The organism is Bradyrhizobium oropedii (assembly GCF_020889685.1).
GTDB classification, from domain to species: domain Bacteria; phylum Pseudomonadota; class Alphaproteobacteria; order Rhizobiales; family Xanthobacteraceae; genus Bradyrhizobium; species Bradyrhizobium oropedii.
This window is the reverse complement of sequence record NZ_JACMYO010000037.1, coordinates 24,777-39,420: the sequence shown is the minus strand read 5'-3', so window position 1 is coordinate 39,420 and position 14,644 is coordinate 24,777. Positions and strand designations below refer to the sequence as shown.

The window sequence follows — 14,644 nt, the reverse complement described above, 5'->3', positions numbered from 1 at the left end:
AAAACTAAACGAAGGCAGCGGCGGGCTGCCGTGGGGCTTCATCAGGGGGAATAGCAAAATGCGTCGTGCCATTACATTGTTGTCCGCGAGCATGATCGCGCTTTCAGCCGGCGCCGCTTCCGCGCAAAATGCAAAACCCCGTAACCTCATCTTGTTCGTCCCCGACGGCCTGCGCGGCGGCATTGTGACGCCGGAGACGGCACCTGCGATGGCCGATATCCGCGACAAGGGCGTCCACTTCAAGAACTCGCATTCGCTGTTCCCGACCTTCACGATGGCGAACAGCTCGGCGCTGTCGACCGGCCATTATCTCGGCGACACCGGCACCTTCTCCAACACGATCTTTACCGGTTACACCTCGGCGCCGGCCGGTGACACCGTGGTGCCGTTCATCGAGAATGACGCCGTGCTCGCCGACATCGACGATCATTTCAACGGCGACTACCTCAACGAGGAGACGCTGTTGAAGATGGCCCGTGGCCAGGGTTTCAGCACCGCCGCCATCGGCAAGCTCGGCCCGACCCTGCTGTTCGACCACACCGATCGCGGCAAGAACACGATCGTGGTCGACGATTCCACCGGCGGCAAGGCCGGCGTGCCGCTCTCCGACGAGGTGAAGGACGCGCTGACCAAGGCCGGCCTCCCGCTCGCCACCCCGAGCCGCGGCGACAACGCCAAGGCGGGCGATGCCAAGACGCCCGGCACGACGGTCGCCAACGTCGCGCAGCAGGCCTACATGGCCGACGTCGCGACCAAGGTCGTGCTGCCGATGTTCAAGGCTCGCAACAAGCCATTCGTGCTGGTGTTCTGGTCGCGCGATCCGGACGGCAGCCAGCACAACACCGGCGACAGCCTCAACACCATCACGCCCGGCATCAACGGTCCGACCTCCATGGCCGGCATCAAGAACGCCGACAACAACCTCGCCCAGCTCCGCAAGGCACTCGACGAGCTCGGGCTGTCCGCCAACACCAACATCATGATCTCCTCCGACCACGGCTTCTCGACGATCTCGAAGGAGAGCAAGACCAGCCCCTCGGCAAAGATCGGCTATGACGACACGCCGAAGGATTTCCTGCCGATGGGCTTCCTGGCGATCGATCTCGCCAAGGCGCTGAACCTACCGCTGTTCGATCCCAACGACAAGAACGCCAAGGTCGCCGACAACGCCCACCCGAAGGCCGGCAACGGCGTGCTCGGCCAGGACCCGACCAAGCCCGACGTCGTGATCGCGACCAATGGCGGCTCGGACCTGATCTATCTGCCGAACCGCGACAAGAAGCTCGCCGACCGCGTCATCAAGGCGCTGCTCGAGCAGGACTATGTCAGCGGCCTCTTCGTCGACGACAAGCTCGGCAATTTCCCCGGCACGCTGCCGATGTCGAACCTCAATCTGAAGGGCAAGGCGGTGACGCCGAACCCGTCGATCGTTGTCAACTTCCGCTCCTGGTCGAGCGGCTGCCCGATCCCGACCAACTGCTCGGTGCAGATCGCCGACACCGTGCTGCGCCAGGGCCAGGGCATGCATGGCAGCTTCAGCCGCGGCGATACCTACAACTTCACCGCGGCGATCGGCCCCGACTTCAAGGCCGGCTATGTCGATCCGCTGCCGGTCAGCAACGCCGATGTCGGCATGACTGCGGCCCAGCTGCTTGGCCTGCGCGCGCCGAACAATGGCGGGTTGATCGGCCGGGTGATGTCGGAGGCGCTGCCGAACGGCATCGTGCCGAAGATGGCCGAGGGCACCATCATGTCGAAGAAGCCGTCGGCCAATGGCCTGCGCACCGTGCTGAAATTCCAGCGCGTGCTCTCGACCCGCTATTTCGACGTTGCCGGATTCCCGGGGCGGACGCTCGGGCTCGAGGAGACCGACGGCAAACAGAAAACGGCGGGGAAGTGATCCCCGCCGCTCTCGCCTGAAGCCGTTTCGTTCGGGACGATGCAGGCATCGTCCCGGACGGTCACATCATTCCGATGTCGAACACGTTGGGCAGCTGGGTCGCGAGCGGCAGCGCGGCCGCGCCGACCAGCGTCGCCACCATCGCCGCCAGCGCACGCCCGGTGCGGCGCTGACCGCGCATCCGGCCCGCGATCCACTCCAGAACCTTGGTGTCGATCTTGGTTCCCTGCGTCGGTGCCCAGCGATCTATCTCGGTGTCCGCCGAGAGCGCCACCGTGCGCGGGGGCACCGGCAGGCCGGACTCGGACGCGGCATGATGGGCGATCGCCTTGGCGAGGAGATCGTCGAACCGGCCGCCATCGCTGCGCTCGGCAGCAGCCTCGTTGATCGCGAACAGCGCCTCGATCTCGGCCCGGCTGACCGGCTGATGCTCGACCGCGGCCGCCGTCAGGATGCGCGCGCACCAGGCAGCGTCATCGGCATCGAGTGACCGGGAGAAATGGATGCGGCCCTTGGTGGTCGGGCCTTCGCCGGTGATCACGCCGTCGCGCACGATGGTCAGCGCATGGGCAGCGGTCTTGCGGCAGGATGGATGCAACGCACCGCTGAGAGCCTCAGCGGTCTTGGTACTTGGGGTAGACATTGTGGGAGCTTTCAATTCCTATCTCAGGCCAGCTTTTCCATGCGGGCGTAAACGAGTGGTTAATGACTCGGAACTTGGGTTCCGAGATTTTTAGATGGTTGCTATTTGGTCGCTTTGGAAGCTGTCACGGTTCAGTCCTATAGCAGCCGGGGCGGGCGTCATGACGGCGATAAGCGGCTTTATCTGGGCATTTCCAAGCTTTTGTGCCGCAGCTGATATTTCGTCGCAGGGGTTTGGATCAAAACAAGTTGTTTGGAATTCCAGCCTCAAGGAGAAATGTTTCACCTTTTTTCAGAACCCGTTCACTTAAACCTTTCCCCGCCCTATACTGAAACAGACCACCTCAAATACAAATTTATCTGCAACATCAAATAGATGAGGTAAAATCATGGCACTTCAGATTGGCGCCGTCGCCCCCGACTTCGAAGCCGAGACCACCGAAGGAAAGATCAAGTTCCACGATTGGATCGGCAGCAGCTGGGCGCTTTTGTTCTCCCATCCCAAGGACTTCACCCCGGTCTGCACCACCGAGCTCGGTACGCTCGCCCGGCTGAAGCCTGAATTCGACCAGCGCGGCGTCAAGCTGATGGGCCTGTCGGTCGACCCGGTGGACCGCCACGCCAAATGGTCCGAGGACATCAAGGAGACCCAGGGCGCCGCACCGAACTATCCGATGATCGGCGACACCGACTACAACGTGTCGAAGCTCTACGACATGCTGCCCGCATCGACCTCGGGCGATCCCCTCACCCGTACGCCGGCTGACAACCAGACCGTCCGCAACGTCTTCATCATCGGCCCTGACAAGAAGATCAAGCTGGTGCTGGTCTACCCGATGACCACCGGCCGGAACTTCCAGGAGATCCTGCGCGTCATCGACTCGCTGCAACTCACCGCCAAGCATCGCGTCGCCACCCCCGCCGATTGGAAGCAGGGTGAGGACGTGATCATCGCGGGCTCGGTCAACAACGATGAGGCCAAGACGATCTATCCGCAGGGCTGGAAGGAGCCGAAGCCTTATATCCGCATCGTACCGCAGCCGAAGTAACGGCCGGCACGCAGCGTCCGGGTGGCCCGCGTACAGCCTGTTATCGTCTGGTTCCGCGACGATCTCCGGCTGTCGGATCACCCGGCCCTGCATGAAGCGGCCAGCCGCGGCGCGCCCGTGGTTGGCCTCTATGTCCGCGACGAACAAAGCCGCGCCCTGAAACCTCCAGCCGCGCGCCCCCTCGGGGGCGCGACGCGCTGGTGGCTGGCACAGTCACTGCGCGCGCTCAGCAAGAGCTTTGAAGCGATTGGTGGACGACTGGTGTTGCGGACGGGACCGGCCGCTTCCGTGATCGCCAGCCTGGCGCGCGAAACCAATGCAGGCGCCGTGTTCTGGAACGACATCGCGCAGGCGCCGCATCAGGCGATTGCGGGAGACGTTGAATCCGCGCTCGCAAGTGACCGCGTGGACTCGGAAATTTTCCCCGGCGACCTGCTCGTCGAACCCAAGGTCATCCGCAACAAGGACAATCGCGGCCTCCGCGTCTTCACGCCGTTCTGGCGGCGTGTGCAGGGCTCGGCGATCCGCCCAAGCCGCTGCCGGCACCGAAGAAGCTTACATCGATGCGCGGCGTCGCGAGCGAGGCGCTCGACGATTGGCGGCTCGAGCCTGCCAGGCCGGATTGGGCCGGCGGCCTGCGCGAGACCTGGATCCCGGGCGAAGCCGCCGCGCAGGCCCGGTTGAACGCGTTCCTCGATGAAGGCATCGGCGGCTACAGCGACGACCGCGACCGGCCCGACCGCGACGGCACCTCGCGGCTGTCGCCGCATCTGCGCTTCGGCGAGATCAGCCCGCGCCAGCTCTGGCACGCCGCCCGCTTCACCGCCGCCGAGCACCCGCGCTCTGCCGGCGACATCGACAAGTTTCTGAGCGAGCTCGGCTGGCGCGAGTTCTTCCGTCATCTGCTGTTCGACGTCCCCGACCTCGCCGATCGGAATCTGCAGCAGCATTTCGACGCCTTTCCGTGGAAGCGCGACGCGCGTGCATTGAAGGCGTGGCAGCGCGGGCTGACCGGCTACCCGATCGTCGATGCCGGGATGCGCGAGCTTTGGCACACCGGCGTGATGCACAACCGGGTGCGCATGGTGGTGGCCTCGTTCCTGGTCAAGCACTTGCTGATCGACTGGCGCGCGGCGAGCAATGGTTCTGGGACACGCTGGTCGATGCCGATGCCGGCTCCAATCCGGCGAACTGGCAATGGGTCGCGGGCTCCGGCGCCGATGCCGCGCCCTATTTCCGCGTCTTCAATCCGATCCTGCAGGGCGAGAAGTTTGATCCCGACGGCGGCTATGTCCAGCGCTGGGTGCCTGAACTCGCGCAGCTCCCCAACAACCTGATCCATCAGCCCTGGACCGCGACACCGATCGAGCTCGCCAGCGCCGGCGTCGAGCTCGGCAAGACCTACCCGCAGCCGATCGTCGATCACAAGCAAGGCCGCGAACGCGCGCTTGCGGCCTACGCCAAGATTCGTCGCAGCAATTAAGCGCGGCGGTTGACCACCAGCACCGCGGCGGCGCAAGCCGCCATGCCGGCCATCGCGACGTAATCCAGCCGCTCGCCGAACAGGATGTAGGCCATCAGCGCGGTCACTGCCGGCACCAGATAGAACAGGCTCGCGACTGAGGTCGCGGCATGGTGACGGATCAGCCAATACAGCAGCCCGATCGAGCCGATCGACAGCGCGAACACCAGCCAGGCGATCGCCAGCACGAACTCGCTGGTCCAATGCACGACATTGGTCTCGAACAGCCAGGCGCCGATGCCGAAGAAGATCGTCACCGCGATGTACTGCACCAGATTGCCGGCGCGCCAGTCGATCGCATTGCAGTAGCGGCGCTGATAGAGCGTGCCGAGCGTGATCGAGATCAGTGAGACGCCGGAGGCGAGCCAGCCCCATCCCGCCTCGCCGGTCATCGGCCGGTTGTGCAGGATCAGCACGACGCCGGCGAGCCCGAGCAAGAGCCCGCCCCATTGCAGCGGCGTGACGCGCTCGCCAAGCCAGCGGTTGGCGATGGTCGAGGTCAGGATCGGCTGCAGGCCCGGGATCAACGCCGAGAGCCCGGCCGGAATCGAATGTGCGATCGCGATTGCGGTTCCGCCGAGATAGAAGCCGTGCACCAGGATGCCGGCCACCGCGCTGTGGAAGACGCCTGTCCGGTCCGGCCATTTCGGCCGCGCGACCGCGGCGATCACCGCCATCACCACCACGACGAACGCCATCCGGATCGCCAGATAGGTCAGCGGCTCCGCATTGTTGATGACGTATTTGGTGCCGATGAATCCCGTGCTCCACAGCACGACAAAGATCGCCGGCGCCAGACGAGCGGCAGTTTCCTCGAAGCTCTTGTTCATTGCAGGTCGTCATTGCCCGAAGATGAGGCAGTCGGCAATCGTGAATCTTGCTGGAATCGCCGCCCAAACTGTCGTCCCTGCGAAGCAGGGACCCATGACCACGGGATCCCGTTGTTGAAGCGAGCCGTGGTCACGACGCTGCAAGCCAAATCCCATTCTTGGTGATGGGCCCCGGCTCAAGGCCGGGACGACATCGAATATGTTGCGCAGCCAGTGAGTCACACATTCGCATTCCGTCGCGCCAGTTCGCTGCAATCACGACCATTTGTCCTCAGGGATGCCATGCGCGTTTGTCGGATGCAGCACCCTGTTCTCGCGGATACGCTCCGCACAATTTCGCAGCCGTCGGGCGGCGTGTTCCGGATATCACCGGGACTGCCGCCGCCGGATACCGGCGGCCAAGAACACAACAGAAGAAGAACCGGCCACGAGCCGGACAAGAAGAAAAACAATGGACCAGGTGGCATTGCTCGTCGTTCGGACAGTCGAGAGCGGCTCGACGACGACAAAAGAAATTGTCGGCGCGACCGGGTTGTCTCGTCTCAAGGTCGAACGTGCGCTGGGCGCACTGGAGAAGCAGAAGCTGCTCTTTCGCGATCGCCAGGGATCGTGGGCCCTCGGTTTTCCAGTGGTGCAGACGATCCGGGAGTGCGGATCGTGCACCCTCTGCTGCAAGGTGCTTGAGGTGACCGATCTGGGCAAACCGGTCAACACCATCTGCAACGACATCCTGGCGGGCGGCGGATGCGAGATCTATCATGATCGTCCCCGGCAGTGCCGCTCGTTCAGCTGCGCCTGGCTGCAAGGCTATCTCGAGGATGATTGGTTTCCCGAGACCACGGGCATGGTGCCGCATTTCGGGATCGACACGCTGAATGTGCAGGTTGATCTCGATGATCCCGACCGCTGGCGCGAGGAACCCTATTTCAGCAAACTGTGCGAACTCTCGCTGAAAGGCCTTCGGGTACACGAGGGGCGGCCGTATGCAACCCTCGTCATCGTCGGTCACGACCGCTACCTGCTGCTCGGGCGGACCATCGTGCCCGATCCAACGCTGTTCGGCACCGCCTTCGTACCAATCACCTTCGATACTTTCCGCTACTGGAAGGCCAGGTCGCTCGAGCACCTGCAGCGGTTGAACGATCGCGTCATGGAGATCCACCGCATCCAGCAGGAGTTCGGCCATTGCGCCATTCCGGATGACGACAACCCCTCCCCGCCTTACCGGCCGACGCTTATCCAGCTCTCGAGGGAAATCGGTGTGATACGCACGACGTGAGTGCGCCCGGAGATGACGCAAGTCAACTCGGGACGTCGAGAAGCAGGCGGCAGCTATGAGCCGTCAATCGGTGAGACCCGCCTTGCGCAATCCGTCGAGGAAATGGTCGCGGTCGGTGGGATCGCGATATCTTTCGGCACGGACCCGAGCGAGTTGGAGCGTCTTCGCGGGTACGGCTTCGCCGTTCGCAGTCAATTCGCGACATCGTTGGCTGACGAACATGTCGGCCTCGGCCTGCGCCTCGCCGAGGCGTCCCATCTGCGCATAGCAGGCTGCAAGGAGGCCGTGCGACCACCTGTCGAACGACCGCGCCTCCAACACCGCCTTGACCGCCTGCTCGTACTCGCGTCCCGAATAGAGCGCTAGCGCGTGATACCAATGGTACAGGTTGGGCGGAAACGGATTGAGCCGCTTGGCCGTCCCGATCCACATCAGCGCCTCGCGCCATCGTCCCCAGTAGACCAGGATATTGGCGAAGACGGCGGCGACATCGGCATCGTTTGGATTGAGCGCGAGCGCGCGGCCGAAGTGGATTTCGGCCTTGGCATCATCTTTCAGCAGGAACAGCAGCTGAGCCATGACGCCATGAGACCAGGCGTCGCCGTCCTCGATATCGAGCGCGTACTCGATCTCGCGCCGCGCCTCGTCCAGGGTAGCGGTGGTGGGAGATTCGAGAAACACGTCACAGACGATGGTCCAGGCGATGTTGGCGCGGGCGCGGGCATAGTGCGGGTCTAGCGCAACGGCGTTTCGAAAATAGTCCCTGGCCTGCGCCATGGCCTTCACGGTCAGCTGGCGCCATCGCTCGTTTCCGAGCAGGACCAGGTCATAGGCGGTAATGCTCGAGGTCGGCTTGCGTCTGGCGATCTCGCGACCGGCATCCTCCAGCCTGCCCGGCAGGGCCGCAACGATCGCCCGGACAATCTCGTCCTGCAGGACGAAGATGTCGTCGATCTCGCGGTCGTAGCGCTCGGCCCAGAGATTGAAGCCGCTCGCAGCATCGAGCAGCTGGATGACCACCCGCACCCGGCTTCCGATCTTGCGCACACTTCCTTCGGCCACGTACCGGACGCCGAGCTCGCGGCCGACCTGTTTGATCTCGGGTGTCTTACCCTTGTAGGCGAAGCTGGAGTGACGGGCGACGACGAATAGTGACCTGAACCGCGACAGTTCGGCGATGATGTCTCCCGTGATCCCGTCGGAAAAATAATCCTGCGCGGGATCGCCACTCAGATTCGACAGCGGGAGCACCGCGAGCGACGGCTTATCGGACAGCGTCGGCGCTACGGGTGAGCTCGGTTCGGATACGGTCGCAACCGCGGGACCAACATAGCGATAGCCGCGACGCGGCAACGTCTCGATCCAGGTCGCGCCTCCCTCGATGCCGGCGAATACCCGCCGCAAGGCGGCGATCTGCACCGTCAGGTTGCTCTCCTCGACCGCAAGCCCCGGCCAGGCCCCCTGCATCAACGCATCCTTGGAAACCGGCGATCCGGCCCGCTCGACAAGCAGCCGGAGCAGCACCACCGCGCGCTGTCCGAGCGCGACCGGTTCGGACTCCCGCAACAGCATCTCGGCCCCGGCGTCGAGGCGGAAGGGACCGAATTGGTGGATCGTCGCCATGGCTTCGGAGACTACATTTTTTTGCAACTTTTTCGGAACGGATTCAGGACCTGCGGGAAGCGCACGATCATGCTGCGGCGGTGGCGAACCTCGAGGAGAGCCCGATGCACGATCCAGGCTATGCGGCAAAAGCGGACGGTCCGATCGCCCGCCCCGATCCGGAAGTGAATGCAGGTGAGCCGGCCCACGTTTGCCGCCTGCTCGAGGTCGTCCAGACGCTGGCTCCGCGCATCGCTGCGCAACGCCACGAGTTCGACAGCGGACGACGGTTACCGGACACGATTTTCGCCGCGCTGGCCGATGCCGGCCTGTTCCGCCTGTGGCTGCCGCAAGCACTTGGCGGGCCTGAACTGTCCGCCTTCGCGTTCATGCGCGTCGTCGAAGCCTGCTCGGCCCTCGATGGCTCCGTCGGCTGGCTGGTCGGCAATGGCGCCGGCATGAGCCGGATCGGCGGCTACCTCGATGAGGCCGTCGTACGTGAGTGGTATGCCGACCCGCGTGCATTTGTCGCAAGCGCGACCGGTGCGGTCGGCACCGCGACCGCCGTCGCAGGCGGCTATCGCCTGTCCGGGCGCTGGCCGTTCGGCAGCGGCGCGCATCACGCGACGCGCTTCATGGTGCTGGCCAGTACCAGACCCGGCGACCCGGCTTCGCCGCTTCTCTGCTGCTATCCCGGGCGGGCGGATGTAACCATCCTCGACAACTGGCATGTGTCCGGACTGCGCGGCACCGGCAGTTGCGATTTCGAGGCGCAGGATGTTTTCGTGCCGGCTGCGCACGCCCATCCCTTTCTCGGGCTGCAATCGACCCAGCCCGGATTGCTCTATCGCATGCCGCCTTCATCGGTGTTCGCGTGGAGCATCTGCGGGGTGCCGCTCGGCGTCGCGTCCGGCGCCATGACCTCGTTCACGGAACTGGCCAAGGGCCGCTCCGGAAACCGCGCCGCGCTCCGCGATCGCGAAATCGTTCAGGCGACGGTCGGGCGCACGAGAGCGATGCTTTGCGCCGCCCGCGCCTTTCTGATCGACGCCATGACCGAATTGATGGCCGCGACCGACATCGGCGGCCAACGGCTGGTGGAGGCACGCGCGGACATTCGGATCGCCAACGCACATGCGGCGAAAACTGCGACGTCCATCACCGACATGCTGGCTGCCGGCGCGGGCGCCGTCGCCATCTTCGAGACCTGCGCCCTGGAGCGTGCAGTCGGCGATGTACGCGCCGCGGCAAAGCATATCGCGATGAGTCCGAGCAATTACATCACCGCCGGCCGGCTGGCGCTTGGGCTCGATCCCGGCACCACGAGGTTTTGAGGATTGTCCGGCGAGCAACGGAGTTGCCCATGTCAGTAGTTTGCCGTCCGGCACGCGCGCAGGATCTGGAATGCGCCGACGCGCTTGTGGTCTCCAGTATCAACGATCTCACGGAACGGCACGGCTTCGGCCCGATGGCGGTCTCGTCTCCGCCCAGGTTCCAGCTGTTTTCGCTGAAGGACGATCCCGACGGTCTCTGGGTGGCGGAGGAGGACGAGCGGATCCTCGGCTTCGCCTGGAGCTGGGTCTGCGGCGACATGTGGTTTCTGGCACAGCTGTTCGTGTCGCCGGATCAGCAGGGTCGGAGCATCGGCAACGAACTGATCAAGCGCACCATGGCGCATGCCGAGAAATCCGGCGCGTCCAACAGGGTGCTCATCACCTTCAGCTTCAACGCGGTATCGCAGGGGCTGTACATTCGTCACGGCCTGCTTCCGCGATTTCCGATCTACAATGTCATTGTATCGCGCGAGCAGTTGATGGGTCATTTGCACGGTCCACGATACGACGTCACGCCGCTCAAGCCGGAGGCCTCGACCCTACGCCGCCTCACCCAAGCGGACCAGCGGATCCTTGGTGTCTCACGCGAAAAGCATCATCGCTATCTGATCAATGACGGCGCGGCGACCGGGTTCAGTCTTCACGATGGAAACGACTGGATCGGCTATGCCTACGTGGACCCCAGTGGTCATATCGGGCCGCTCGCAGTCACGGAGCCGCACGCGGTCGCTCCCGCTTTGAGAACAGCGCTCTACCTGGCGGCCGAGAGCGGCGCCTCACGGATATCGGCATTCCTGCCCGGTGCGAGCAAGGCGGCGCTTGATACTGCGATGGCGCTGGGAATGCGGATCAAGTGTCCGATGCTGCTGATGTCGTCGCGAGAATTCGGCAATTGGGCCCAGTATCTGCCGCGCAACCCGGGCTTCATGTGACCGACGCGGGTCTTTGTTCGATCATCGCGTCAGCCGTCACTTGAGGTGATATTTCCGGCCGTTCGTGTTCGGATTGGTGTTGTCGCTCGTCGAGAGCAGCAACACCGGGCCGAAAAAGCTCTTGCTGTCCCGGAAGAGCTGGAATCGGCCGCCGCCTTTGGTGGCGATCTCCTCCCGGTCGCTGTTTGCCGGGCCGAGCAGCTTGTCATCTTCATACAATCGAGCAGCGTTGAGCTCGCCGTTCAGATACTTGACGGGAATTTGGTAGGCATATCCCTGCAACCAGTAGAAGCTGCCGCGGAGCAGGTCTCTGTCGATCGGGCTCGGAGGAAGCGCATAAAGGAATGCACTCGACGCCAACGCAAAGAGCGTCGTTCCGATCACGATGCGCGTATTGGCAGATATGCTCAACGACACTTCCCCGGGCTGTTGCCTTGCCAAGCCAGCCTTCTGTAACCCGCGTCCCCATCGCATACAACCGACGGGCATCAGATCGTCGTCGCGCGTCCGGCGAAGTTGCCAAGGCCTGCCATCAGCACTGCCGCACCGGCACAACATGCCGGCGCAACCTCCCAGCCCCCGGTCGCACCATGGGCAAGTCCGGCGAGCGGCAACCCCGGGCGCCTGAGGCTTGCCTCGCAAATGCGTGATCAGGCACCACCATTGGTTGCCTTCATTTGGGCACTGATCGGGAACAGGCTGCCGGCCGGAAGCAAAGGCGGCCGCCGCAGGGGGTGCCTGCAATTGACCTATCGATCCCACAGCAACTGGCAGGACGTGGATCTGCGCAATCTGGTCCGGGTCATCTCGGCCTGTACCCTCGGGCTTTGGGCATTCGCGGCCGGCCTCCTGATCGGGACCTTCCTGCTTTGATGTCTGGCTTGCTGAAATTGACTTGGTGAAATCCGCTTGGCGGACGCGCCGCCTGCCCTACCCGCCGCTCAGATGATGAGCAACGGCGAACAGAGCAAGCGCGCTCAGCACCAACGCCGACGTGGCGCCGGCAACGCTCCGCGCGAGTTCAGCCTTCGAAAGATTGGATCTGGTTGCCATCACAACCTCCTGTGCGTGCGAGCCGAGACGCCGCGCAGTGGCGGTCAGTCTCGCTCATGAGGACAGTCGCATCACGAGGATGAACGCATCATGAGTGAAACGAACGGCCGGCGTCTCGGTTCCAAAATCTGAGCTCGTGGATCGCTTTTGGAACCCGGGCGTTGACTGCACACGACAAGCGGGCCGAACCGCGCTGGAATTTGGCGATCGGAGACACAATGGTGATCCGCTGGGGGCGGCTTCAACCGACGATCTGGGCGGTCTTTATCCTGCTTGCGACCGTCACGGCAGCCGACGCCGAAGGCGACAAAGCGAGCAAGCCTTCCGAGTTCATCCTGCTCGTCCAGATTGCGCTCCTGATCGCGGTCGGGCGCGGCCTCGGCGAACTGATGCAGCGGATCGGCCAGCCCTCCGTGATTGGCCAGCTGCTCGGCGGCCTGCTGCTTGGCCCGTCGCTGTTCGGCTGGCTGTGGCCGTCGGCCCATGACGTGATCTTTCCACCGTCCGGCGAGCAGAAAGCGCTGATCGACGGTATCGCGCAGTTCGGCATCCTGCTGCTGCTCCTGCTGACCGGCATGGAGACCGACCTCAAGCTGGTACGCAAGGTCGGCCGCGCGGCGATTACGATCTCGGTCGCGGGCATCGCGGTGCCGTTCGCCTCCGGCTTTGCGCTCGGCGAATTCTTGCCGCAGAGCCTGTTGCCGCATCCGGAAGCGCGGGTGATCGCCGCGCTGTTCCTCGGCACCGCGCTGTCGATCTCGTCGGTGAAGATCGTCGCCGTCGTGGTGCGTGAGATGAACTTCATGCGCCGCAATGTCGGCCAGATCATCGTCGCCTCTGCGATCATCGATGACACCATCGGCTGGATCATCATCGCCGTCATCTTCAGCCTCGCCTCGCGCGGCACGCTTGATGTCCTCTCGGTCGCGCAGGCACTGTTCGGCACCCTCGCCTTCCTCGCCGTCAGCTTCACGATCGGCCGCCGGCTGGTGTTCCGGCTGATCCGCTGGGCCAACGACAATCTGGTCTCTTCGGCTGCGGTGATCACCGTGATCCTGCTCCTGATGAGCGCGATGGCGATGATCACGCACCTGATCGGCGTCCACACCGTGCTCGGCGCCTTTATCGCCGGCGTGCTGGTCGGGGAATCCCCGATCCTGACCAGGCAGATCGACGAGCGGCTGCGCGGGCTGATCTCCAGCCTGTTCATGCCGGTGTTCTTCGGACTCGCCGGTCTTAGCGCCGACCTCACCGTACTGAAGGATCCGTCGGTGCTGGGACTCACCGCCGCGCTGATCCTGATCGCCAGCATCGGCAAGTTCGGCGGCGCCTTTGCCGGCGGCGCGCTGGGCGGGCTGACGCGGCAGGAATCCTATGCGCTGGCGAGCGGCATGAATGCGCGCGGCTCGACCGAGGTGATCATCGCCACCATCGGCCTGTCGATGGGCGTGCTGAGCCAGACCATGTTCTCGATGATCGTCACCATGGCGATCCTGACCACGATGGCGATGCCGCCGATGCTGCGCAACGCGCTGGCGCGGCTGCCGCTCGGCAAGGAGGAAAAAGAGCGGCTGGAGCGCGAGGAGGTTGAGCAGCGCGGCTTCGTTGCCAATCTCGAGCGGCTGCTGCTCGCGGTCGACGAAAGCAGCAATGCCAAATTTGCCGCGCATCTCGCAGGGCTGCTCGCCGGCGGACGCGGCCTGCCGATCACCGTGCTCCATGTCGGGGCGAATGCAAAGCTGCAGGAGAAGAACCGTGCCGACGAGGAGAGCCCCGAGGCGACGGTCATCAATGCCGCCAAGGCGAGCGCCGAGGCCGATGCCGACGGCGGCGGCAATGTCGACGTCATCAGCCGCGCCCGCGAGGAGACCGCGGCGGAGGCAATCGCCGAGGAAGCCAAGAAGGGCTTTGACCTGCTCGTGGTTGGCATCGGCGCTGTCGCAGGCCCGGATGGCGGCTTCGACCGGCGCATCGACCAGTTGACCTCCGGCTTCGATGGCCCGCTGGCGATTGCCGCCGCCAAGGGCCTGCACGCGAGCGAGCCGACGGCGAATGCGCGCAAGATCCTGGTGTCGGTGTCGGGCAGTAACGTGTCGCGGCGCGGCGCCGAGGTCGCGATCGCGTTGGCGCGCCTGGCCAGCGAACCGCTGCAGGTAGTCTATGTCTCGACCACGCGCGACAAGGGCGCCCGCCGCTCCAGCCCCAGCATGTCGCTGGCACCAGAGGAAGCGATCCTGAAGGACATCGCGGCGACCGCCGCGCGCTACGACATCAACGTCGCGACGCGGCTGCGCGCCAACACCGCGCCCGAGGTCGCGATCCTGCAGGAGATCGCGGCAAGCCGGGCCGACCTCGTCGTGATCGGGGTCGACCGCATCCAGGGCGACAGCCTGAATTTCGGCAGCGTCGCAGCCGCCGTGCTCGGCAAGTCGAAGGCGTCGGTGCTGCTTGTGTCGGACGGCGACGTCAGGCCCAAGACCTGATGCTCAAGACCTGATGCT

Annotated in this window: 12 protein-coding genes and 1 pseudogene; 8 read left to right on the top strand and 5 right to left on the bottom strand. The window is 64.3% G+C overall.

Going from position 1 to position 14,644, the window contains the following annotated elements:
- Nucleotides 1–58: 58 nt before the first annotated feature.
- Entirely contained in the window at nucleotides 59–1,900 is a 1,842-nt protein-coding gene (locus H8A95_RS13145) for an alkaline phosphatase family protein (protein ID WP_229183557.1), read from the top strand.
- A 61-nt stretch (nucleotides 1,901–1,961) separates the two neighbouring features.
- Here the strand turns inward: H8A95_RS13145 and H8A95_RS13140 are convergent, their stop codons facing one another.
- The gene (locus tag H8A95_RS13140; RefSeq protein WP_163159924.1) at nucleotides 1,962–2,543 is read right to left on the bottom strand and encodes a hypothetical protein; all 582 of its coding nucleotides are present in this window, start codon (nucleotides 2,541–2,543) and stop codon (nucleotides 1,962–1,964) included.
- A 388-nt stretch (nucleotides 2,544–2,931) separates the two neighbouring features.
- Here H8A95_RS13140 and H8A95_RS13135 point away from each other — a divergent pair, with 388 nt between their 5' ends.
- On the top strand, nucleotides 2,932–3,591 hold the full coding sequence (locus tag H8A95_RS13135; protein WP_163159923.1) for a peroxiredoxin: 660 nt from the start codon (nucleotides 2,932–2,934) through the stop codon (nucleotides 3,589–3,591).
- Between the two features lie 69 nt (nucleotides 3,592–3,660).
- Nucleotides 3,661–5,074, top strand: a pseudogene (locus H8A95_RS13130) (cryptochrome/photolyase family protein).
- On the opposite strand, the gene H8A95_RS13125 reads toward H8A95_RS13130, so the two are convergent.
- Nucleotides 5,071–5,943: a DMT family transporter gene (locus H8A95_RS13125; RefSeq protein WP_229183556.1), complete on the bottom strand. Its 873-nt coding sequence runs from the start codon at nucleotides 5,941–5,943 to the stop codon at nucleotides 5,071–5,073. The pseudogene H8A95_RS13130 and the gene H8A95_RS13125 sit on opposite strands and share 4 nt — an antisense overlap.
- Nucleotides 5,944–6,394: 451 nt before the next feature.
- Here H8A95_RS13125 and H8A95_RS13120 point away from each other — a divergent pair, with 451 nt between their 5' ends.
- The gene (locus H8A95_RS13120) at nucleotides 6,395–7,222 is read left to right on the top strand and encodes a YkgJ family cysteine cluster protein (RefSeq protein WP_229183555.1); all 828 of its coding nucleotides are present in this window, start codon (nucleotides 6,395–6,397) and stop codon (nucleotides 7,220–7,222) included.
- A gap of 63 nt (nucleotides 7,223–7,285) precedes the next feature.
- Here the strand turns inward: H8A95_RS13120 and H8A95_RS13115 are convergent, their stop codons facing one another.
- Nucleotides 7,286–8,845, bottom strand: a complete 1,560-nt coding sequence (locus tag H8A95_RS13115; RefSeq protein ID WP_229183554.1) for a winged helix-turn-helix domain-containing tetratricopeptide repeat protein — start codon at nucleotides 8,843–8,845, stop codon at nucleotides 7,286–7,288.
- 104 nt (nucleotides 8,846–8,949) lie between these two features.
- Between H8A95_RS13115 and H8A95_RS13110 the strand changes: the two genes are divergently transcribed.
- Together H8A95_RS13110 and H8A95_RS13105 are read left to right on the top strand one after the other, a co-directional pair.
- Complete coding sequence (locus tag H8A95_RS13110; RefSeq protein WP_229183553.1) at nucleotides 8,950–10,158, top strand: acyl-CoA dehydrogenase family protein; 1,209 nt, start codon at nucleotides 8,950–8,952, stop codon at nucleotides 10,156–10,158.
- A gap of 29 nt (nucleotides 10,159–10,187) precedes the next feature.
- Nucleotides 10,188–11,090, top strand: a complete 903-nt coding sequence (locus H8A95_RS13105) for a GNAT family N-acetyltransferase (protein WP_229183552.1) — start codon at nucleotides 10,188–10,190, stop codon at nucleotides 11,088–11,090.
- A gap of 36 nt (nucleotides 11,091–11,126) precedes the next feature.
- Here the strand turns inward: H8A95_RS13105 and H8A95_RS13100 are convergent, their stop codons facing one another.
- Nucleotides 11,127–11,531: a hypothetical protein gene (locus H8A95_RS13100; RefSeq protein ID WP_229183551.1), complete on the bottom strand. Its 405-nt coding sequence runs from the start codon at nucleotides 11,529–11,531 to the stop codon at nucleotides 11,127–11,129.
- 303 nt (nucleotides 11,532–11,834) lie between these two features.
- Between H8A95_RS13100 and H8A95_RS43785 the strand changes: the two genes are divergently transcribed.
- Nucleotides 11,835–11,963 (top strand): hypothetical protein, encoded by a 129-nt coding sequence (locus H8A95_RS43785; protein ID WP_274617410.1) that lies wholly within the window; start codon nucleotides 11,835–11,837, stop codon nucleotides 11,961–11,963.
- 57 nt (nucleotides 11,964–12,020) lie between these two features.
- Here the strand turns inward: H8A95_RS43785 and H8A95_RS43780 are convergent, their stop codons facing one another.
- A complete protein-coding gene (locus H8A95_RS43780; RefSeq protein ID WP_274617409.1) occupies nucleotides 12,021–12,143 on the bottom strand; it encodes a hypothetical protein in 123 nt (40 codons plus the stop codon).
- 218 nt (nucleotides 12,144–12,361) lie between these two features.
- Here H8A95_RS43780 and H8A95_RS13095 point away from each other — a divergent pair, with 218 nt between their 5' ends.
- Nucleotides 12,362–14,626: a cation:proton antiporter domain-containing protein gene (locus H8A95_RS13095; protein ID WP_229183569.1), complete on the top strand. Its 2,265-nt coding sequence runs from the start codon at nucleotides 12,362–12,364 to the stop codon at nucleotides 14,624–14,626.
- The last annotated feature ends 18 nt before the right edge of the window (nucleotides 14,627–14,644 follow it).